Below are 19,782 nucleotides of genomic sequence, written 5' to 3' on the forward strand. Positions count from 1 at the left end.
CCGGCCCGCGTTCGCCACGACGATCCGCAGGTACGGGTGGGCCCGGTCGTCGTTGGCCTCCAGGTACGCCCGGCGCTGGGCCGCCGCCATGCCCTCCAGTTCCTCCCGCTCACCGGCGAAGGTCTCCTCCCCCGGCAGCGCGTCGGGCTTGGTCAGCGACCCGAAGTAGACCAGGGTGACCCGGGGTCGGTCCTTGCGGATCCGCCACGCCGCCTCCACCTCCCGGTTCTGGTCGAAGATCCGCCGCTGCACGCCGAGCAGCGCGTCGTCCTGGCTGAAGAACTGCCGCCCGTGGTCGCTGTAGCCGACGCACTGCCCGTCGCGGACGACGGTGGACACCAGCCCGCCCCGGGCTGCCGGCGGCCACTCGCAGTCGGCCCGCAGCCGCGCCAACTGGTCGGGGACCTGCCAGAGGCCGAAGGAGGCCAGGGCGACGGCCGCCACCGCGACCAGCGCGACGGGCCGGGTCGCCACCGGCGGCTTCGGCGGCACGATCTGGGAGAACCGGTGCCGGAAGGGCGTGAGGTCGACCGGGGGCACGTCCACCTGGAGGTACCAGGCGTTGACCTCCCGGGCCCGCCGGGCCCGGGACAGGCCGCCGCGCCAGGCCCGGTACGCCCCCTCGACGCCGGCCAGCGGCACCACCTGGCCGATCCCGGCCGCCTCGTCGGGCGCCAACCCGTCCGGCGGGACGTCGAGGCTGTTCGTCACGATCAGCAGGGGGTCGGACCGCCCGGTGTCGTCGCGCACCTCGTTGACCAGCTTGAGCAGGGCGTATCCGCCGTTGTCCGGCGCGACGCCCGCCAGCAGGACGATCGGGCAGGCGGTGCGCCGCCACGGCTTCACCCGCCACGGCCGGCGGCGGTACGCGACCCGCAGGTCCCGCAGGAACGCGTGCACCAGCAGCAGGTCGATCTGCTCCTGGTCCTCCGACAGCCGGGACGGCAGGGTGAGCCGGCTGGCGAAGGCGAAGAAGTCCCCCGCCGCCAGCTCGGGGGCGAGGTACTGCTGCCGCATGAACCAGCGGAACCGCCGGCCGGCGCCGAACAGCCACCCGCTGGTCAGCAGCCGGAACATCAGCCCGGGCAGGAAGCGCAGGGCCAGCCACAGCAGCAGGCCCGGCCACCCGCCGAGATCCGGCGCCTGCTGCCCGTCCCCGGTCGCCCGCTGCGAGATCCGCTCGCGGAGCTGCCGGGCCAGCTCCCGCTTGCGCCGGTTCGTCGGCACCCCGGACAGGTCCACCTGCATGAGGCCGTCGGCCAGCACGTAGTGATGGAACCGCAGCGGGTCGCCGCCGCCGAAGTTCCCCGCCGTCAGCCCCGAGTACGCCTCGTGCAGCAGCGCGCGCACGTCGCGGCCGGTGGCGTCGACGCGCACGTGGGGCACCCGCCGCTCCTCGCCTGCGAGCACGTGCGCCACCGTCGCCAGCGGCGGCGGCACGCCCCGCCGGGAGACCAGGCACAGCAGCGGGAGCCGCCAGCCGTGGCGGCTCGGCCGCAGCACCATCGACTCGATCAGGTCGACCAGCCGGTGGAACTGCGCGTAGGTTTGCGCCCCCTGGTCCGGAGCCCTCTGCTCAGCCATGTGTCCCCGTTTCCGAAGCCGCTGGGGAATCGGTGCGCCGCCGCAAGGAATGGCCCACCGGCCCGGACGCGGAGCGGGGTTTCGGGCGGGGCCTTCCCTGGTCCGTGCCGTCATGTCGCTTGTGGAAGGTCGAGCCGGCCGCTCGATGGTAGCGCGGGTGACCAGGCCGCCGGGGGAACTGTCGGAACGTCATCCGCGCCGCCCACGAAGAGCGGCGGAAGCTGTCGGCTTTCCGATTCCCGGCAGCGCATCCGGTGGCTCCCGTCGCCGCCCGGGCGGATCAGGCGGCGAGGGCGGCGTACCGGCCGGCGCGGTCGAGCAGGCTCGCGTGCGTGCCGGACTCGACGACGCGCCCGTGGTCGAGCACGGCGATCTGGTCGGCGTCGCGCACGGTGGAGAGCCGGTGGGCGATGGTGATCGTGGTACGCCCCTTGGCCAGCTCGTCGAGCGCCCGCTGCACGGCGCGCTCGGTCTCGGTGTCCAGCGCGCTGGTGGCCTCGTCGAGGACGAGGACCCGGGGGTCGCGCAGGACGGTGCGGGCGATGGCGAGGCGCTGCTTCTCGCCGCCGGAGAACCGGTGCCCCCGCGAGCCGACCATCGTGTCGTACCCGTCGGGGAGGGCCGCGATGAGGTCGTGGATCTGGGCGGCGCGGGCCGCGTCCTCGATCTCGGCGTCGGTGGCGTCCGGGCGGGCGTACCGCAGGTTCTCCCGCACGGTGGTGTGCAGCAGGTAGGTTTCCTGGCTGACCACGCCCACGACGGCGGCCAGGTCCGTCAGCCGCATGTCGCGCAGGTCGACGCCGTCGATGGTGACCCGCCCGGCGGTGGGGTCGTGCAGCCGGCTGACCAGGGCGGCGAGGGTGCTCTTGCCGGAGCCGGTGTGGCCGACGACGGCCAGGCCGGTGCCGGCCGGCACGTCGAGGGTGACCCCGGCGAGGGCGGCGGTGTCGCTGCCCGGGTAGGTGAACGTGACCTCCTCGACGCGGACGTGGCCGCGCACCCGGCGCGGGTCGATCTCGACGGGCCGCTCGGGGTCGTCGACCTCGACGGGGAGGTCGAGGTACTCGAAGATCCGGGCGAACAGCGCCATCGAGGCGGTGAGCGAGACCCCCACGTCGAGCAGGCCCATCAGCGGCCGGAACAGCCCGCCCTGCAGGGCGGTGAAGGCGACCAGGGTGCCGATGCTCAGCGTGCCGGCGGCCCCGGGCAGGCCCGCGCCGAGGTAAATGAGCGCGGGAATGGCCGCGAAGATGACGCTCATCGAGGCCATCCGCCAGCGACCGGCCAGGTCGGAGCGCAGCTCCAGGTCGACCAGGCGGGCCGACGAGGCGGCGAACCGGTCGACGAGCGCGGCGCCCGCGCCGAGGGTCTTGCTGAGCTGCACGCCGCTGATCGACAGCCCCTCCTCGATGGTGACGTTGAGGTCGGCCAGCTCGCGCTGCCGCTGCGCGGTGATCTCCCGGCGCATCCGGGCGACCCGGCGGGTGAGCCAGATCGCCGGCGGCAGCACGACCAGGGAGATCAGCGAGAGCCGCCAGGACAGCGCCACCATGGCGACGGCGGTGGCGACGACGGTGGTGAGGTTCGAGGCGATCGAGGTCGCGGTGGAGGTGACCACCGTCTGCATTCCGCCGATGTCGTTGGTGATGCGCGACTGCACCTCGCCCGTGCGGGTGCGGGTGAAGAACGCGATCGACTGGCGGTGCAGGTGGGCGAAGACGTCGGTGCGCAGCCGGTGCATGACCTGCTGGCCGACGCGGGTGGAGAGCCAGGTCTGGACCACGCCGAGGGCGGCGGTCACGACGGCCACGGCGACCATGCCGGCGACGAGGCCCGTCAGCAGGGGCAGGTCGCGCTCGGGCAGGGCCCGGTCGATCACGGCGCGCAGCAGGAACGGCGAGGCCATGGCGACGATCGAGGAGGCCACGATGATCGCGGTGACGATGGCGAGCTGCCAGCGGTGCGCCGCGAAGAGTCGGCCGACCCGGCGCAGCGACACCTGCCGGGCCTGCGCCTTCTCGGCGGCGCTCACGGTGCGGGGGCCGCCACGGCCCTCGCGGTGGATGGGGGGTGCGTCCAAGGGGATGCCCCTTCCGGTCGGGGAGATATTGCTGAGGTTACCTCATCATGAGGTGACAACAGTGATTGCTGCTACCGTATTCCCGTGACCGCCGACGGCCCCGCCCCCGACCCGGGCCCCGCCCGGGACGGTCGGGCGGTCGACGAGGAGGGCCTGGCCGAGACCTTCTCGGCCGTCGCCCGTCGCCTGCGGCACCTGTCCCGGCAGACCCTCGAACCGTGGGAGATCAACCCGGGGCACGCCCGCGCCCTCGGCGTGCTCCTCCGGCACGGCGCGATGCGACTCAGCGCGCTCGCCGAGCACCTGCGCATCGCCCCGCGCTCCACCACCGAGGTCGTCGACGGCCTCGAGGAGCGCGGCCTGGTCGCCCGCCACCCCGACCCGGCCGACCGGCGGGCCATCCTGGTCACCCCCACCGACGAGGGGGTACGGGTCGGCACGGCGATCCGCGCGGCCCGGCACGCCGAGGCCGAGCGCCTCTTCGGCGGGCTCACCCCGACCGACCGGGCCCACCTGGCCCGCATCCTGCGCGCCCTGCGCGACTGACCCGCCTCCCGCCTGACCGGCCCAACTAACGCCTCCCGACGGTCCGCCCCGACTCACCCCCGGCCGCCCTCAGCCTGACCGGCCCGGCTAACGCCTTCCGGCGGCCCGCCCCGACTCACTCCCGGGCCGCCCTCCGCTCACGCCCCCCGCAGGACCGCCCGGACTCACGTCTCCCGCCCTCGCACCGACTGATGCCCCCGCTGACGCCTGCCGCGCGGCCGAACCGGCTTCACGAATCCGGTCTCCCTGCTCGCCGCTTCGCGGCCCGGTTCAGGTCGAGCGTCGGTTCGCCAGGATCGCCAGGGCCTCCTCGCGCACCCGCTCCGGCTCCCGCACCAGCCTGCGGTGCGCGAAGCGGACGACGAGGATGCCGCGGGTGGCCAGCAGGGCGTCGCGGCGCAGATCGACCTCCCGCTGCCACGGGTCGCCGTGCGCGGTCGCGCCGTCCAGCTCGAAGTCGACCCGTTCCCGCTCGGCGTAGGCGTCGAGGTACATCGTCCGCCCCTCGATCCGCACCCGGAACTGTCGGCGGAGGGTCGCGCATTCCCGGGCCGGTGAAGACGTGGTCGTGCCCCCACACCTCCAGCGGGCTGCGGCAGCCGGCAGCCAGCCGGTCCAGCAGGGCGCGCAGCTCGGCGCGGCCGGTCAGACGGGGCGCACCGGCGAGCGCCGCGTCGAGGCGGGCCGGCGTGGTCAGGCCGTCGTTGACGGCGCGGATCAGCGGGGCGGGACGGTCCACGGCGGGCAGCAGCGGCCAGGCGTCGACCAGCGCCCGCTCAGGCCGGACGACGGGCACCCCGCGCCGGGTGACGCAATGCGGAGCCGCCGCGACGAACCCCCGTCGATGATGCAGCACGAGGTACGGCCGGGAGCGCAGCCCCGCTCCGGCCGGCACGTCGAGATGCACCGGCTCCTCGTCGGGCTGCCGGCGTACGCCCCAGGCGTGCAGGGCGGTGGGCCCGCCGAGCGCCGCCCGCCCGTCCCCGTACGCCAGCGCGGCGCGCTGTCGCAGCTCGATCGGGAGCCGGGCGAGCGGCGCGACAGCCGAGGCGGCGTCAAGCGGGCGCGCCAGGCGTGCGTCGGCGTACACGCCGGGCAGCACCCGGAGCACCCTCCCGGTGTCGACGGCGTGGCGCAGCACCCAGGCGGGCACCACCTGGGCAGCCACGGCTCGGGTGACCAGGCCGGCGTGTCGGGCCAGCAGTTCCAGGAGCGGTTCGACCACGGCCCCGACGGTTCCCGCGAGCGGTGCCGCTGCGCAACCGCCGCGCCGCCCGGGTGTGGACGACGGGCCCCCTGTGGACAACGCCCGCACCAACCGCCGGCTGTGCTACGCGAACCTCGATCGTCTGCTGGTTTCGGAGACTTCCACCGGCGTGTCGTCTCACTTCCCAACAGACGATCGAGAAGAGCCGGGTCTCCACACCAAATATAAGTGAAGTCTGATAGAAAGGACGGGTGCACGCCTTCGACGTGCTCGGCGAGCCGGTGCGCCGTCGGATCCTCGAACTGCTCGCCGAGGGCGAGCGGAGCGCCGGGTCCGTCTGCGAGGTGATCCGAGCGGAGTTCGGCATCTCCCAGCCGGCCGTGTCCCAGCACCTCAAGGTGCTGCGGGACAACGGCTTCGCCACCGTGCGCCCCCAGGGGGCCCGCCGGCTGTACAGGGTCAACCCCGAGCCGCTGCGCGAGGTCGACGACTGGCTCGGCAACTTCCGCCGGTTCTGGACGCCGCCGCTGCACGCGCTGGCCACCGAGCTGGCCCGGGGCCGCCGGGAGCGCCGACTCGCCGGGCAGGCACGTGACGCCGAAACGGCCCGGGACACCCAAACGGCCCGGGAGACCGAAACGGTCCGCGCCCAAGCGGCCCGCGACACCCAGACGGCCCGAGACACCGAAACGGTCCGCGCCCAAGCGGTCCGCGACACCGAAGCAGGCCGTGACGCCGAAGCAGGCCGTGACGCCCACGCGGCGCGCGGGCCCGCGCAGACAGACGATCCCGAGCAGGAGACGAGCGGATGATCGACGCCACGCACCAGATCAGCGCCGTGCAGCGGCGGTTGGGCAGCCGGGTGCTGCCGGCCGGCGAGGCCCGTGTGCTGACCATCAGCCAGACGTACGACGCGTCGGTCGCCGACGTCTGGGACGCCTGCACCGACCCCGCGCGCATCGCCCGCTGGTTCCTCCCCGTCAGCGGGGAGCTGCGGCTGCACGGCCGCTACCAACTGGAGGGCAACGCGGGCGGGGTGGTGCAGCGCTGCGACCCGCCGGAGAGCTTCGCCGCCACCTGGGAGATGGGCGAGCAGGTGAGCTGGATCGAGGTGCGGCTCACCCCGGAGCCCGGGGAGCGGACCCGGTTCACGCTCGAGCACGTGGCGCACGTCGACGAGGTGGTCTGGGAGCGGTTCGGGCCGGGTGCGGTCGGCATCGGCTGGGACATGGGGCTGCTCGGCCTGGCGACGCACCTGCGCGACGGCGGCGACGCCCGGCAGGAGGGGGCCGCCTGGGTGGCGTCGGACGAGGCGCGGGAGTTCATGGCGGCGAGCGGCCGGGCCTGGTGCGAGGCCGACGTGGCCTCCGGCACCGACCCGGCCGAGGCCGCCGCCGCGGCGGAGCGGACCCTGGCGGCGTACACCGGGGCACCGGCCGACTGAGCGCCCGGCGCGAAATCCGGCGGCGCGGTGTCACCGGCGGCGGGCAGACTGTCGGTCATGTCGCCTCGATCCGTCGCCGACCTGGTGGCCCTGCACGACGCGGGCGCCCGGGTGCGCTACCTGCCCTTCTGGGGCCACCGACCCCGGCGCGACGGCTCGGTGGGGCCGGGCTGCCTGAGCCAGTGGTGGCCCGCCCCGTTCGCGGTGGACGGTCGCGTCTTCGACACCGCCGAGCACTGGATGATGTGGCGCAAGGCCGTCCTCTTCGGTGACGAGGAGACGGCCGGGCGCGTCCTCGCCGCCGGGCACCCGCAGCGGGCCAAGGCCCTCGGCCGCCAGGTCTGCGGCTTCGACGAGGCGGTCTGGGCGGCCCACCGGTACGACGTGGTCGTGGCCGGCAGCGTCGCCAAGTTCGCGGCGCACGACGACCTGCGGGCGTTCCTGCTCGGCACCGGCGACCGGGTGCTGGTGGAGGCCAGCCCGGTGGACCGGGTGTGGGGCATCGGGTTGGCCTCCGACGACCCCGCCGCGCTCGACCCGACCCGCTGGCGGGGCGACAATTTGCTCGGCTTCGCCCTGATGGACGCCCGGGCCGCCCTGCGCGGCTGAGCGCACCCCTCGGCCGGCGCCCGAGGGCGATCGTGGACCGTCGACATCGCACCGGGGTGCGACTGTCCACCATCGCCCGTTCGGCGACCTGGTCGGCGGCGCGGATGCGCGTGGGTGCGGTGCGGGCGCGGGTGCCGCGACGGTTCCGGCGTGCCGGAGCGGATGGCCGGGGCTCCCCGGTCCACGGCGGACCCGGCCGCACCCAACCTAACTCATCGTGACGAATTGACCGACCGTGAAGGTAGTCGGCACCTCTGTCGAGGTCTGCTAATACGTATCACCATCGCCACGTCTCCGATGTTCTCCGGTCGGCCCGCCCACTGTCAAGGGTGGGGCTTGATCTTGGCGGCGCGGGCCCCGGCGGTGCCACGGATAGGCTCGCGATTACCGGGCGTCCGGAGCTAATACGCATTAGTTCAGGCACTTCGTCGCGGAGAAATCTTCCGTCAACTCTTGACAGCCCCCGGATCCGAGGGCGAGAGTCCTCCCCAGCGCCGATCGCTAATACGGATTAGCACCGACCGGAGGACTCCCCCATGCCCTCTTCGCCGCGTCGCGTCACGCAGCGTGACATCGCCCGCCTGGCCGGCGTCAGTCAGGCGACCGTCTCGCTGGTGCTCAACAACCGCTCCGACGCCGACGTGCGGATCGCCCCGGAAACCCGCGACCGGGTCCTGCGGGCCATCGAGGAGACCGGCTACGTCGCCGACCCGGTGGCCCGGCGGCTGGCCGCCCGGTTCAACCGGATCATCGGCGTGTTCACGTACGAGCCGGCGTTCCCCAGCGGCAGCCGGGACTTCTTCCACCCGTTCCTGCTCGGCATCGAGGAGTACGCCGAACGGGCCGGCTGCGACCTGCTGCTGTTCACCAGCGCCCCGGTGGTCGACGGGCGGCGGCGCATCTTCCACCAGGACAACCGGCTGCGGCTGGCCGACGGGTGCCTCCTGCTCGGCCGGGAGATCGACGCCGCCGAGCTGCACCGGCTCAACCGGGAGGGCTTCCCGTACGTCGCGGTCGGCCGGCGCGACGACGCCGGGGGCCCGGTGCCGTCCGTCGGCGCGGACTACGCCACCGCCGTCGCCGCGCTGGTGGAGCGGGCCCTCGGGCACGGCCACCGGCGGCTGGCGTACCTGCCCATGGGCACCCGCGCCGAGTCGTCGGGGGACCGGCGGCGCGGCTACGCCGCCCACGGCGGGGCGGCCGAGAGCGCCCGGGAGCTCTCCACCGCCGGGCGCGACGCCGAGGCGATCCTCGACGACCTACGCGCCGACGGGACCACCGCGGTCTTCGTGGAGGACTTCGCCACGGCGGTCGCGCTCGAACTGGCCGCCCGGCGGCGCGGGCTGCGCGTGCCCGGCGACCTGTCGGTGGTGACCCTCGGCGACCCGACCGTGCCGGTGCCCACCGAACTGACCTTCACCGGCTTCCACATTCCCCGCGAGGAGATGGGACGCCAGGCGGTCGAGCTGCTGACCTCCGTCATCGACGGCAGCGCCGACGACGTCCGGCAGCGCCTGCTGCCGTGCCAACTGGTCGAGGGAGACACCCTCGGCGCCCCCGATCCGGCGGTCGACCGCGCCTAGAGCGGCGACCGCGCAACTGGAAGGAAGCAAGTGGTATCGATGCGTGCGGACGTCCTCGTCGTCGGCGGCGGGCTGGGCGGGGTGGCGGCGGCGCTGGCTGCCTGCCGGGCCGGCCGGAGTGTCGTCCTGACCGAGGAGTTCGACTGGCTCGGCGGGCAGCTCACCAGCCAGGCGGTCCCCCCGGACGAGCACTCCTGGGTCGAGCAGTTCGGCGTCACCGCCAGCTACCGGGCGCTGCGCACCGGCATCCGGGACTACTACCGGCGGCACTACCCGCTGACCGAGCGGTCCCGGGGCTGGACGGACCTCAACCCGGGGGCCGGCTGGGTGAGCCGGCTCTGTCACGAGCCCCGGGTCGCGGTGGCGGTGCTGGAGGAGATGCTGGCCCCGTACCGGGGATCGGGGCGGCTGACCGTGCTCCAGCCCTACCGGCCGGTGGCGGCGGCGGCCGACGGCGACCGGGTGACCGGGGTGACCGTCGCCCACCGCGACCGCCCCGACGAGCTGGTCGAGCTGACCGCGCCGTACGTGCTGGACGCCACCGAGACCGGTGAGCTGCTGCCGCTGGCCGGCGTCGAGTACGTCACCGGCTTCGAGTCGCGGGAGGAGACCGGGGAGCCCAGCGCGCCGGAGCAGGCGCAGCCGATGAACATGCAGGCGGTGTCGGTCTGCTTCGCCCTGGACCACGTCGACGGCGACCACACCATCGACCGTCCGGCCGGGTACGACTTCTGGCGCGACTACAAGCCGGACTTCTGGGGCGACCGGCTGCTCTCCTGGCGCTCCCCGAACCCCAGGACGCTGGAGATCGTCGAGCGCAGCTTCACGCCGAACCCGGACGAGGACCCGCTGCTGGTCAACGCCGACCAGCGGCTCAACCCCGGCGACGGCAACCTGTGGACCTTCCGGCGCATCGCCGCCCGGCGCAACTTCGTCGACGGCGCGTACGGCAGCGACATCACGCTGGTGAACTGGCCGATGATCGACTACTTCGAGGGTCCGCTCTTCGACGTGCCGAACGCCGCCTGGCACCTGTCGAAGGCGCGGGAGCTGTCGTACGCGGCGTTGTACTGGATGCAGACCGAGGCGCCCCGGCCCGACGGCGGCACCGGCTTCCCCGGGCTGCGGCTGCGCGGCGACGTCACCGGCAGCGCCGACGGCCTGGCCCAGGCCCCCTACATCCGGGAGTCGCGGCGCATCCGGGCCGAGTACACGGTCGTCGAGCAGGACCTGTCGCTGGCGGTGCGCGGCGCGCACGGCGCGGTCGACTACCCCGACTCGGTCGGCGTCGGCATGTACCGCATCGACCTGCACCCGTCGACCGGCGGCGACAACTACATCGACGTGGGCTCCTGCCCGTTCGAGATCCCGCTCGGCGCGCTGATCCCGCAGCGGGTGGAGAACCTGCTGCCGGCCGGCAAGAACATCGGCACCACGCACATCACCAACGGCAGCTACCGGCTGCACCCGGTCGAGTGGAACATCGGCGAGGTCGCCGGCCTGCTCGCCGACTTCTGCCTGGAGCGGGGCGAGTCCCCGCGCGCGGTCCGCGACACCCCCCGTCTGCTGGCCGATTTCCAGGACCGCCTGACGGCGGCCGGCGTGGAACTGCGCTGGCCGCAGGTCGCCGGCTACTGAACACACACCCCCGGTGAGGAGAACATTGTGAAGACAGGAAAGGGCCTGCGCGGCGTCGCCGTCGCGCTGGTCGGCGCGCTCGCCCTGACCGCCTGCGGCGGCGGCGGGAACGACGCCGGCGACGGCGGCCCCGCGAAGCTGCGGATGAGCGTCTGGTCCGCCAACGAGGCGCACCTGAAGCTGTTCAACGAGATCGCCGACGAGTACCGCAAGTCCCACCCGAACGTGGAGTCGATCACCTTCGACCCGCTGCCGTTCGAGAACTACACCACCACGCTGACCACCCAGATCGCCGGCGGCAACGCCCCCGACCTGGCCTGGGTGTTCGAGAACTCGGCCCCCGACTTCGTCTCCTCGGGCGCGCTGGCGCCGCTGGACGAGACGCTGAAGAAGACCGAGGGGTACGCCTACGACGACCTCTCCCCCGCCACCACGAAGCTCTGGCAGGACGGCGGCAAGCTGTACGCGTACCCGTTCTCCAACTCGCCGTTCGGGGTGTTCGTCAACACGGACATGCTGCGCAAGGCCGGGCAGAGGACGCCGGCCGAGCTGATCGCCTCCGGCCAGTGGAACTGGGAGAACGCCCTGGCCGTCGCCGGTGCGACGGCCGCGAAGTCCGGCAAGGCCGGCCTGGTCATCCGGGACTTCGACTACAAGGGCTGGGACAACCTCTCCACCTTCTTCACCGGCTGGGGCGCGCAGGCGTGGAGCGAGGACGGCAAGAGCTGCGGCTTCGGCTCCCCGGAGATGGTCGCGGCGATGACCGCCCTGCACAAGGGGATCTTCACCGACAAGGCGCTGCCCGGCCCGGGCACCACGGCGGACTTCTTCGCCGGTGACGCGGCGATGACGGTCACCCAGATCTCCCGGGCGTCGCTGCTCAAGGAGGACGGCTTCGGCTGGGACCTGGTGCCGCTGCCCGCCGGCCCGAAGGGCAACTACGCGGTGCTCGGGCAGGCCGGCATCGGGGTGATGAAGAAGAGCCCGTACGCCGACGAGGCGGCCGACTTCCTGGCCTTCTTCACCAACCCCACCAACTCGGCCAAGCTGGCCCAGTTCTTCCCGCCGCCGCGGCAGTCGCTGCTGACCGCCGAGACACTGGGCAAGACCAACCCGAAGCTGAAGCCGGAGCAGTTGCAGAAGGTCGTCGTCGACGGCATCACCAACGGCGTGGTCAAGCCCAGCCACTCCGGGCAGGCCGAGCTGAGCCAGCAGGTGCGGGCCGGCCTCGACCCGCTGTGGCAGCCGAACGCCGACGTCAAGGCGGTCCTGGACGGCGTGTGCGCCAAGATCCAGCCGCTGCTGGCGAAGTGACCATGTCCGCTACGGACACCCGGACGGGCCCGGTCGCCACGACCGGGCCCGCCCCGGGCCGCCCGCGCCGCCCGTGGTGGACCGGCCGGCGGCGCGACCAGCTCGTCGGGTACCTCTTCGTCACCCCGCAGCTGCTCGGCAGCGTCGTCTTCGTGATCCTTCCGCTGGTCCTGGTGGTCTGGTACAGCCTGCACGAGTGGAACGTGCTCGCCGGCACGTTCGACTACGTCGGCGGCGACAACTACGCGCAGCTCGCCGAGGACACCAACCTGGGCGGGGTGCTGAAGGCCACCGGGCTGTTCTCCGTCGGGCTGGTGGTGTTCAACCTCGCCCTGGCGCTGCTGCTGGCCGTGCTGCTCAACCAGAAGCTCCGGGGCAGCATCGTCTTCCGCACCCTGTTCTTCTCGCCCGTGGTGGTCTCCCTGGTCGCCTGGACGATCGTGTGGGGCTTCCTGCTCCAGGACAACGGCGGGATCAACGGGCTGCTCGACACGATCGGCGTGGACGGGCCGAACTGGCTGCGCGGCGAGAACACCGCGATGCTGTCGGTGGTCGTCGTGCAGGTGTTCAAGAACGTCGGCCTGAACATGGTGCTGTTCCTGGCGGCCCTCCAGGGCGTGCCGGGCGAGCTGTACGAGGCCGCCGAGGTCGACGGCGCGAGCCGGATGCGCCAGTTCTGGCGGATCACCGTGCCGCTGATCAGCCCGACGATCATGCTGACGTCGATCATCACGGTGGTCGGCTCGTTGCAGGTGTTCGCGCAGATCGCGGTGCTCACCCAGGGTGGGCCGGGCACCTCGACCACCGTGCTCGTCTACTACCTCTACCAGCAGGCGTTCCAGTTCCACCACTTCGGCTACGGGGCGACGCTGTCGATCGTGCTGTTCGCGATCGTGCTCGCGCTGACCGTGTTGCAGTGGCAGATGCGCAAGAGATGGGTCTTCCATGAGTCGTGACCTGTCGCCCAGGACGAAGCTGGTGCTCTACGGGGTGCTGATGGTCCTGGCGATCCCCTTCGTCTTCCCCACCTGGTGGATGGTCACCTCGTCGCTGAAACCGGTGGCGGACATCTTCTCCTTCCCGCCGCAGCTCTGGCCGACCGACCCGCGGCTGGAGGCGTACCAGCGGGTGTTCGAGTTGCAGCCGTTCGGGCGGCAGTACCTCAACAGCGTCTACATCGCCCTCGTGGTGACCGTGGGCACGCTCGCGGTGGCGGCGCTGGCCGGGTACGCCTTCGCGCGCATCCGGTTCCGGGGCCAGAACGTGCTCTTCCTGGTGGTCCTCGCCGGCCTGCTCATCCCGAGCGAGGTGACGATCGTCCCGCTGTTCCAGATGTTCTTCAAGCTCGGGCTGATCGACACCCACTGGCCGCTGGTCCTGGTGCCGATCTTCGGGGCGCCGAGTGTGCTGGCGACGTTCATCATGCGGCAGTTCTTCATCGCCCTGCCCGGTGAGCTGGAGGAGGCGGCCCGCGTCGACGGGCTGGGCCGGTTCGCCACCTTCTGGAAGATCGCCCTGCCGCTGTCGCGCCCCGCGCTGGGCGCGGTGGCCATCTTCACCTTCCTGCACAGCTGGAACCTCTACCTCGAACCGATCGTGTTCCTCTCCTCCCCGGAGAAGTTCACCCTGCCGCAGGCGCTGACCCAGTTCGTCGACGCGTACGGCGGGCCGATGTGGAACGTGCAGCTCGCGGCGGCGTCGATGACGGCCCTGCCGGTCCTGGCGGTGTTCGTGATCGCGCAGAAGCAGTTCGTCGAGGGGCTGGCCCACACCGGCCTGAAGGGATGACCGGGCCGGGCCGGGTCGCCGTCGGGATCGACGTCGGCGGCACCAAGACGCTGGCGGCCCTGGTCGCCGCCGACGGCACCGTGCTGCGACGGCGGCGGGCGGACACGCCCGCCGCCGCCGGGCCCGCCGCGGTGCTGGACACCGCCGCCGGGCTCGCCGCGGGGCTGCTGCCGGCGGCCGGCGACGGGCCGGTCGGGGTGGGCACCGCCGGCACCGTCGACCCGGCGACCGGGGGCATCCGGTACGCCACCGACAGCCTGCCCGGCTGGGCGGGCACCCCGGTCACGGCGGAGCTGGCCGGGCGGCTGGGCCGGCCGGTCCGGGTCGTCAACGACGTCCACGCCGCCGCGCTCGGCGAGAGCTGGGCGGGCGCCGGCCGGGGCCGCGCCCGCGTGCTGCTCGTCTCGGTCGGCACCGGGCTCGGCGGGGCGCTGGTCCGGCAGGGCCGCGTCGACGCGGGCGCCCGGGGCGCGGCCGGCGCGGTCGCCCACCTGTCGGCGCCCGGCGCGGGGCGGCTGCGCTGCGGCTGCGGCCGGTACGGGCACCTGGAGGCGCTCGCCTCCGGCACCGGCCTGGCCGCCGGGTACGCGGTCGAGACCGGCGAGCGGATCACCGGGCGGGAGGTGGCCGCGCGGGCCGCCGCCGGGGACGCCGCCGCACGGGGCGTCGTCGCGCGCGCCGGGGCGGGACTCGGCGCGGCCCTCGCGGGGCTGGTGACCGTGCTCGACCCCGAGGCGGTGCTGGTGGCCGGCGGGGCGGCCGAGGCGCTGCTGCCGGCGACCACCGCCGCGTACGCCGCGGAACTGCCGGCGGCCTGGGTCGACGTGCCGCTGCTGCCGGCCGGGCTGGCCGGCGACGCGGTCGTGGTCGGCGCGGCCCGGCTGGCCGTCGACGAGGAAGGGGACTGAGGACGTGGGCATTCTCGACGCGCTCGCCGGGGGGCTGGTGGTCTCCTGCCAGCCGCTGCCCGACGAGCCCGACGACCCGATGCGGGACCCGTACGTGCAGGCGCGGGTGGCCGCCGCCGCCGTGCGGGGCGGCGCGGTGGCGATCCGGGCGAACGGGCCGGCCGACGTGGCGGCGATCCGCGCCGCCGTGGACGTGCCGGTGATCGGCCTGCACAAGCACGGCACGGCCGGGGTGTTCATCACTCCGACGGCGGAGCTGGCCGTCGGGGTGGCCGAGGCCGGGGCGCACCTCGTCGCGGTGGACGGCACCGACCGTCCGCGCCCCGACGGGCGGCCCTTCGCCGACACGGTCGCGGCGGTCCACGCGGCCGGCGCGCTGGTCCTCGCCGACGTCTCCACCGCCGCCGAGGGGGTGGCGGCCGTGCGGGCCGGTGCGGACGCGGTGGCGACCACGCTGTCCGGGTACACGGCGGCCAGTCCCCGTCGCGACGGCCCCGACCTGGAGCTGGTGGCCCGGCTCGCGGCGGCGGTGCCGGTGCCGGTGCTGGCCGAGGGGCGGTACCGCGACACCGGGCAGATCGCCCTGGCGTTCGCGGCGGGCGCGCACGCGGTGGTGATGGGCAACGCCGTCACCTCGCCACTGTGGATCACCCGCCGGCTCGTCCCGGCCACCCCGGCGGGCGCCCGACGGCGCACCCGGTAACGTGCCCGGGGTGACCGGCGTCCCGTACTCCCACTGCTCCTACTGCGGCGCCGGCTATCCGGCGGACGCCGGCTGGCCCCGGGTCTGCGCGGCCTGCGGGCGGACCGTGTGGCGCAATCCGCTGCCGGTGGCGGTGGCGGTGCAGCCGGTGCGGGCCGCCGCCGGGCTCGGCGTCGTGGTGGTCCGCCGGGACATCGAGCCGGCGCGCGGCCTGCTCGCCCTCCCCGGCGGCTTCATCGAGTACGGCGAGCAGTGGCAGGACGCCCTGGTCCGCGAGCTGCGGGAGGAGACCGGGCTGACGGCGTCGGCCGCCGACGCCGAGCTGTTCGCGGTGCACGGCGCCCCGGCCGGCGGCACCATGATGGTCTTCGGCACCCTGCCGGCGCGGGCGGCCGAGGATCTGCCGGTGTCGGCGCCCACCGACGAGGCCACCGAGTGGCTGGTGGTCACCGAGCCGGTGGAGCTGGCGTTCTCCACCCACACGCGGGTGCTCGCCGACTTCCTCGCCGCCCACCGCTGAGGCGGGCGAGCGGTCAGCCGCGCGCCGGGACGGACCGCTGGGCGAACGGGACGCCCGCCGGGGCGGCGGTTGGCTCGCCGTCGGGGTGCCGCCACAGGCCGCGCGAGCGCAGGATCGGCAGCACCCCCTCGCCGAACCAGTACGCCTCCTCCAGGTGCGGGTAGCCGGACAGGACGAACTCGTCGATGCCGAGCGCGTGGTACTCGGCGATCCGGTCGGCGACCTCGACGTGGCTGCCCACCAGGGCGGTGCCGGCCCCGCCCCGGACCAGCCCGACGCCGGCCCACAGGTTGGGCGCGACCTCCAGGCCGTCCCGGGAGCCGCCGTGCAGCTCCAGCATCCGGCGCTGCCCCTCGGACTCGCTGCGCCGCAGCCCCTCCTGGACGGCCCGCACATCGGCCTCGTCGACCCCGGCGAGCAGCCGGTCGGCCTGCGCCCACGCCTGCTCGGCCGTGTCCCGGGCGACGACGTGCAGCCGGATGCCGAAGCGCGGCGTCCGGCCGACCCCGGCGGCGAGGGACCGGATGCCGTCCAGCTTGGCGGCCACCTGGGCGGGTGGCTCGCCCCAGGTCAGGTAGACGTCGGCGTGCCGGGCGGCGACCGGGCCGGCGGCGGCCGAGGAGCCGCCGAAGTAGACCGGCGGGACCGGGTCGGGGACCTCGGCCAGCCGGGCCGACTCGACGCGCAGGTGCGCCCCGGCGTGGTCGACGGTCCCACCCCGCCACAGCGCCCGCACCACGTGCAGGAACTCGTCGGTGCGGGCGTAGCGGGCGTCCTTGTCGAGGAAGTCGCCGTAGGCGCGCTGCTCGGCGGACTCGCCGCCGGTGACGACGTTGAGCAGCAGCCGGCCCCGGGACAGCCGCTGGAAGGTGGACGCCATCTGTGCGGCGAGGGTCGGTGAGAGCAGCCCGGGGCGGAACGCGACGAGGAACTTCAGCCGCTCGGTGACCCCGGTGAGCATGGCGGTGGTCAGCCAGGCGTCCTCGCACCACGCGCCGGTCGGGGTGAGCGCGCCGACGAAGCCGAGCTGCTCGGCGGCGCGGGCGACCTGCCCGAGGTAGGCCACCGTGGCCGGTCGCGCCCCGCCGGCCGGCCCGGTCGGGGCGCCGTGGCCGCCGCCGATGATGTCCCGGCCGTCGCCGTTGGTGGGCAGGAACCAGTGGAAGGTGAGCGGCATCGGGGCTCCTTCGAAGGACGGGGGCGGCTTCTGATGGATGGGACGACCGCGCCGACAGGCTACCCATAAAACCTATCGGTTTAGTAGGCTGCTGTCGCCGCCGGAGCCGTCGTCGCGACGGGCCGGCACGCCCACCCGCGAGGAGCCCCCATGCGTACCCCGTCGAAGGCCCGCCTCCCCCACCGACGCCGCCTCGGCGCGGCCCTGCTCGCCGCCGCGACGCTGCTCGCCGCCGGCGCGCTGGCCGGCTGCGGCGCGGACGACGCGGGCGCCGGCAGGGGCGACACGGCCGCCCTGCGCATCGGCTACCAGCGCTTCGGCGGCCTCAGCCTGGTCAAGGCCCGGGGCGCGGCCCCGGACGTCGAGTGGGCGCTGTTCGACAGCGGGCCCTCCCTGACAGAGGCACTCAAGGCCGGTTCCATCGACATCGGACAGACCGGCGAGGCCCCGCCGGTCTTCGCCGCCGCCGAGAAGATCCCCTTCGCCGTCGTCGGCGCCTCCGAGCCCGTGCCCAGGGGCGAGGCGGTGCTGGTCAAGGCGGACAGCCCGTACCGCAGCTTCGCCGACCTGAGGGGGAAGACCGTCGCCCTGAACAAGGGCTCCAACGTGCACTGGCTGCTGGTGAAGCTGCTGGAGGCCCACCGGATGACCCTCGCGGACATCCAGGTCAAGTACCTCAAGCCGGCCGAGGGGCGGCCCGCCTTCGACAACGGGCAGGTCGACGCCTGGATCATCTGGGACCCGTACTTCGCCCTGGCCGAGAAGCCCGGCGTGCGGGTGCTCGTCGACGCCACCGGCCTGACCTCCAACCGCGAGTACGTGCTGGCCTCCCCGGAGGCGCTCAAGACGAAGCCGGACGCGGTCCGCGCGTTCCTGTCCACGTACCGCACGGTCACCGACTGGGGCATCGCGAACCCCGACGAGCGGGCCCGCGTCCTCGCCCCCGAGCTGAAGCTCGACGAGGAGACCACCCGCCGTGCCCTGGAACGCAGCGCCACGCCGCTCGCCCCGGTCACCCCGGCCGTCGGCGACGAACTCCAGGCCATCGCCGACGGCTTCACCGCCCACGAACTGGTCCCCGGGCCGGTGGACATCCGCTCCCGCGTCGACGACCGGTACTCGGCGGTGTTCGGATGAGCGGCACGGTGCTCGCCGAGGCGCCGGAGCGCGCCGCCGCGACCGCGCCCACCCCGCCCGGCCGGCGGGCCCGGCCCGCCCGGCGCTGGCGGCGGATCGTCAGCCCCGTCGCGCTGGTCGCCGCCTGGGAGGGCGCCGCCCGCGCCGGCCTGCTGCCGGCGGAGAAGCTGCCCGCGCCCAGCGACGTGCTGGCCGCCGGCGCGCGGCTCGCCCGCGACGGCACCCTCACCACCCACCTGCTCGACTCGCTCACCCGGGCCGCCGTCGGCCTGCTGATCGGCGGCGGGCTCGCCCTCGTCCTCGGCACGGTGGCCGGCCTGCTGCGCCTCGGCGACGACCTGGTCGACCCGCCCGTGCAGATGGCCCGGATGCTGCCCCACCTCGGCCTGGTCCCCCTGCTGATCATCTGGGTCGGCATCGGCGAGTCCCTCAAGGTGGCCCTGGTCGCGCTCGGCGCGTTCTTCCCCCTCTACTTCAACACCTACGCCGGCATCCGGGACATCGACGAGCGGCTGGTCGAGGCGGCCCGCGCCTGCGGGCTGGGCCACCTCGCCCGGCTGCGGCACGTCGTCGGCCCCGGCGCGCTGCCGTCACTCTTCCTCGGCCTGCGGCTGGCGATCGGGGCCGCGTGGCTGAGCCTCGTCGTCGGCGAGCAGGTCAACGCCCAGACCGGCATCGGCTTCCTGATGATGGAGGCCCGCGAGTTCAGCCAGACCGACGTCGTGGTGCTCGGGCTCGTCGTCTACGCGCTACTCGGACTGATTTCCGACCTTGCCCTCCGGCTCGCGGAGAGGAGGATGTTGACATGGCGACGCGGACTTCGCGCGACCTGACCGGCCCGCCGCCGGTGCTGACCGCGCGGGCGGTGCGCCGGTCGTTCGGGCCCGCCGCCGTGCTGGCCGGCGTCGACCTCGACGTCGCCCCCGGCGAGGTGGTCGCCCTGCTCGGCGGCAGCGGCTCCGGCAAGAGCACCCTGCTGCGCGTCCTCGCCGGCCTGGACCGGGAGGCCACGGGCGAGCGGGTCGTGCGCGGCACCGCCGCCGTCGTGTTCCAGGAGCACCGCCTGCTGCCGTGGAAGCGGGTGGCCGACAACGTGGCCCTCGGGCTGTCCGGGCCCGACGTCGCCGCCCGCGTCGACCGGGCGCTGGCCGAGGTCGGGCTCGCCGACCGGCGGCGGGCCTGGCCCGCCGAGCTCTCCGGCGGGCAGGCGCAGCGGGTGGCCGTCGCGCGGGCCCTGGTCCGCGAGCCCGACCTGCTGCTGCTCGACGAGCCGTTCGGCGCGCTCGACGCGCTCACCCGGCTGCGGATGCAGGGCCTGCTGCGCCGGCTGCGGGCCGAGCACGGCTTCGCCGCCCTGCTGGTCACCCACGACGTGGAGGAGGCGCTGCTCCTCGCCGACCGGGCGCTGGTCCTCGACGGCGGCACGATCGCCGAGGAGCTGCCCGTGCCGCTCGGCCCCACCCGCACCCCCGACGACCCGGCGTTCGGCGCGCTGCGCCGTCGCCTGCTCGACCGCCTCGGCGTACCCGCCCCGTGACCCCCTC

General features: G+C 74.4%; 17 protein-coding genes and 2 pseudogenes. 15 read left to right on the forward strand and 4 right to left on the reverse strand.

The annotated features are described in order from the left end of the window. A pseudogene (locus LPU43_RS18595) lies at positions 1–1,584 on the reverse strand (hypothetical protein); the annotation flags it as partial. Positions 1,585–1,864: 280 nt separating this feature from the next. Further along, positions 1,865–3,664 (reverse strand): ABC transporter ATP-binding protein, encoded by a 1,800-nt coding sequence (locus tag LPU43_RS18600; protein ID WP_444543573.1) that lies wholly within the window; start codon positions 3,662–3,664, stop codon positions 1,865–1,867. 84 nt (positions 3,665–3,748) lie between these two features. On the opposite strand from LPU43_RS18600, the gene LPU43_RS18605 reads away from it, so the two are divergent. Then, complete coding sequence (locus tag LPU43_RS18605) at positions 3,749–4,210, forward strand: MarR family winged helix-turn-helix transcriptional regulator (RefSeq protein WP_229401739.1); 462 nt, start codon at positions 3,749–3,751, stop codon at positions 4,208–4,210. A 270-nt stretch (positions 4,211–4,480) separates the two neighbouring features. Here the strand turns inward: LPU43_RS18605 and LPU43_RS18610 are convergent, their stop codons facing one another. Continuing rightward, positions 4,481–4,705: a DUF559 domain-containing protein gene (locus tag LPU43_RS18610; protein ID WP_229401740.1), complete on the reverse strand. Its 225-nt coding sequence runs from the start codon at positions 4,703–4,705 to the stop codon at positions 4,481–4,483. 963 nt (positions 4,706–5,668) lie between these two features. Between LPU43_RS18610 and LPU43_RS18615 the strand changes: the two are divergent. From LPU43_RS18615 to LPU43_RS18665, 11 genes and pseudogenes are all read left to right on the forward strand, one after another. After that, a pseudogene (locus LPU43_RS18615) lies at positions 5,669–6,079 on the forward strand (ArsR/SmtB family transcription factor); the annotation flags it as partial. 146 nt (positions 6,080–6,225) lie between these two features. Then, positions 6,226–6,861 carry an SRPBCC family protein gene (locus LPU43_RS18620; RefSeq protein WP_229401741.1) on the forward strand — a complete coding sequence of 212 codons (636 nt, stop codon included), beginning with the start codon at positions 6,226–6,228 and terminating at the stop codon, positions 6,859–6,861. Positions 6,862–6,918: 57 nt separating this feature from the next. Then, the gene (gene ybiA / locus LPU43_RS18625; RefSeq protein ID WP_229401742.1) at positions 6,919–7,470 is read left to right on the forward strand and encodes a riboflavin biosynthesis intermediates N-glycosidase; all 552 of its coding nucleotides are present in this window, start codon (positions 6,919–6,921) and stop codon (positions 7,468–7,470) included. A gap of 536 nt (positions 7,471–8,006) precedes the next feature. Next, positions 8,007–9,053, forward strand: coding sequence for a LacI family DNA-binding transcriptional regulator (locus tag LPU43_RS18630; protein WP_229401743.1), 1,047 nt, complete (start codon positions 8,007–8,009; stop codon positions 9,051–9,053). Positions 9,054–9,092: 39 nt separating this feature from the next. Further along, a complete protein-coding gene (locus tag LPU43_RS18635) occupies positions 9,093–10,691 on the forward strand; it encodes an FAD-dependent oxidoreductase (RefSeq protein WP_229401744.1) in 1,599 nt (532 codons plus the stop codon). Between the two features lie 27 nt (positions 10,692–10,718). Continuing rightward, positions 10,719–12,005, forward strand: coding sequence for an ABC transporter substrate-binding protein (locus tag LPU43_RS18640; RefSeq protein ID WP_229401745.1), 1,287 nt, complete (start codon positions 10,719–10,721; stop codon positions 12,003–12,005). A 2-nt stretch (positions 12,006–12,007) separates the two neighbouring features. After that, entirely contained in the window at positions 12,008–12,961 is a 954-nt protein-coding gene (locus LPU43_RS18645) for a carbohydrate ABC transporter permease (RefSeq protein ID WP_229401746.1), read from the forward strand. Further along, positions 12,951–13,793 carry a carbohydrate ABC transporter permease gene (locus LPU43_RS18650; protein WP_229401747.1) on the forward strand — a complete coding sequence of 281 codons (843 nt, stop codon included), beginning with the start codon at positions 12,951–12,953 and terminating at the stop codon, positions 13,791–13,793. Before LPU43_RS18645 ends, LPU43_RS18650 begins: the two co-directional genes overlap by 11 nt. Beyond that, positions 13,790–14,701 (forward strand): ROK family protein, encoded by a 912-nt coding sequence (locus LPU43_RS18655; RefSeq protein WP_229401748.1) that lies wholly within the window; start codon positions 13,790–13,792, stop codon positions 14,699–14,701. The genes LPU43_RS18650 and LPU43_RS18655 overlap by 4 nt, the downstream gene beginning before the upstream one ends. A gap of 4 nt (positions 14,702–14,705) precedes the next feature. Next, positions 14,706–15,404 carry an N-acetylmannosamine-6-phosphate 2-epimerase gene (locus tag LPU43_RS18660; RefSeq protein ID WP_229401749.1) on the forward strand — a complete coding sequence of 233 codons (699 nt, stop codon included), beginning with the start codon at positions 14,706–14,708 and terminating at the stop codon, positions 15,402–15,404. A 10-nt stretch (positions 15,405–15,414) separates the two neighbouring features. Next, entirely contained in the window at positions 15,415–15,924 is a 510-nt protein-coding gene (locus LPU43_RS18665) for an NUDIX domain-containing protein (protein ID WP_229401750.1), read from the forward strand. Positions 15,925–15,937: 13 nt separating this feature from the next. Here LPU43_RS18665 and LPU43_RS18670 read toward each other — a convergent pair whose 3' ends face one another. Next, entirely contained in the window at positions 15,938–17,101 is a 1,164-nt protein-coding gene (locus LPU43_RS18670) for an LLM class flavin-dependent oxidoreductase (RefSeq protein WP_229401751.1), read from the reverse strand. Between the two features lie 150 nt (positions 17,102–17,251). Between LPU43_RS18670 and LPU43_RS18675 the strand changes: the two genes are divergently transcribed. The 3 genes from LPU43_RS18675 to LPU43_RS18685 are packed head-to-tail and all read left to right on the forward strand — an operon-like array spanning position 17,252 to position 19,775. Then, positions 17,252–18,238 (forward strand): aliphatic sulfonate ABC transporter substrate-binding protein, encoded by a 987-nt coding sequence (locus LPU43_RS18675; protein WP_229401752.1) that lies wholly within the window; start codon positions 17,252–17,254, stop codon positions 18,236–18,238. Further along, positions 18,235–19,071, forward strand: coding sequence for an ABC transporter permease (locus tag LPU43_RS18680; RefSeq protein ID WP_229401753.1), 837 nt, complete (start codon positions 18,235–18,237; stop codon positions 19,069–19,071). The genes LPU43_RS18675 and LPU43_RS18680 overlap by 4 nt, the downstream gene beginning before the upstream one ends. After that, on the forward strand, positions 19,044–19,775 hold the full coding sequence (locus LPU43_RS18685; RefSeq protein ID WP_229401754.1) for an ABC transporter ATP-binding protein: 732 nt from the start codon (positions 19,044–19,046) through the stop codon (positions 19,773–19,775). Before LPU43_RS18680 ends, LPU43_RS18685 begins: the two co-directional genes overlap by 28 nt. Positions 19,776–19,782 lie beyond the last annotated feature (7 nt).

The sequence above is a fragment of the Micromonospora okii genome, from assembly GCF_020884795.1.
Lineage (GTDB): Bacteria > Actinomycetota > Actinomycetes > Mycobacteriales > Micromonosporaceae > Micromonospora > Micromonospora okii.

Bases quoted from the DNA above. Each gene is read 5' to 3' on its own strand.
- LPU43_RS18680 (WP_229401753.1), top strand. From the start codon at position 18,235: ATGAGCGGCACGGTGCTCGCCGAGGCGCCGGAGCGCGCCGCCGCGACC.
- LPU43_RS18610 (WP_229401740.1), bottom strand. From the start codon at position 4,705: ATGTACCTCGACGCCTACGCCGAGCGGGAACGGGTCGACTTCGAGCTG.
- LPU43_RS18635 (WP_229401744.1), top strand. From the start codon at position 9,093: ATGCGTGCGGACGTCCTCGTCGTCGGCGGCGGGCTGGGCGGGGTGGCG.
- LPU43_RS18620 (WP_229401741.1), top strand. From the start codon at position 6,226: ATGATCGACGCCACGCACCAGATCAGCGCCGTGCAGCGGCGGTTGGGC.
- LPU43_RS18675 (WP_229401752.1), top strand. From the start codon at position 17,252: ATGCGTACCCCGTCGAAGGCCCGCCTCCCCCACCGACGCCGCCTCGGC.
- LPU43_RS18650 (WP_229401747.1), top strand. From the start codon at position 12,951: ATGAGTCGTGACCTGTCGCCCAGGACGAAGCTGGTGCTCTACGGGGTG.
- ybiA (WP_229401742.1), top strand. From the start codon at position 6,919: ATGTCGCCTCGATCCGTCGCCGACCTGGTGGCCCTGCACGACGCGGGC.
- LPU43_RS18670 (WP_229401751.1), bottom strand. From the start codon at position 17,101: ATGCCGCTCACCTTCCACTGGTTCCTGCCCACCAACGGCGACGGCCGG.
- LPU43_RS18655 (WP_229401748.1), top strand. From the start codon at position 13,790: ATGACCGGGCCGGGCCGGGTCGCCGTCGGGATCGACGTCGGCGGCACC.
- LPU43_RS18645 (WP_229401746.1), top strand. From the start codon at position 12,008: ATGTCCGCTACGGACACCCGGACGGGCCCGGTCGCCACGACCGGGCCC.
- LPU43_RS18630 (WP_229401743.1), top strand. From the start codon at position 8,007: ATGCCCTCTTCGCCGCGTCGCGTCACGCAGCGTGACATCGCCCGCCTG.
- LPU43_RS18685 (WP_229401754.1), top strand. From the start codon at position 19,044: ATGGCGACGCGGACTTCGCGCGACCTGACCGGCCCGCCGCCGGTGCTG.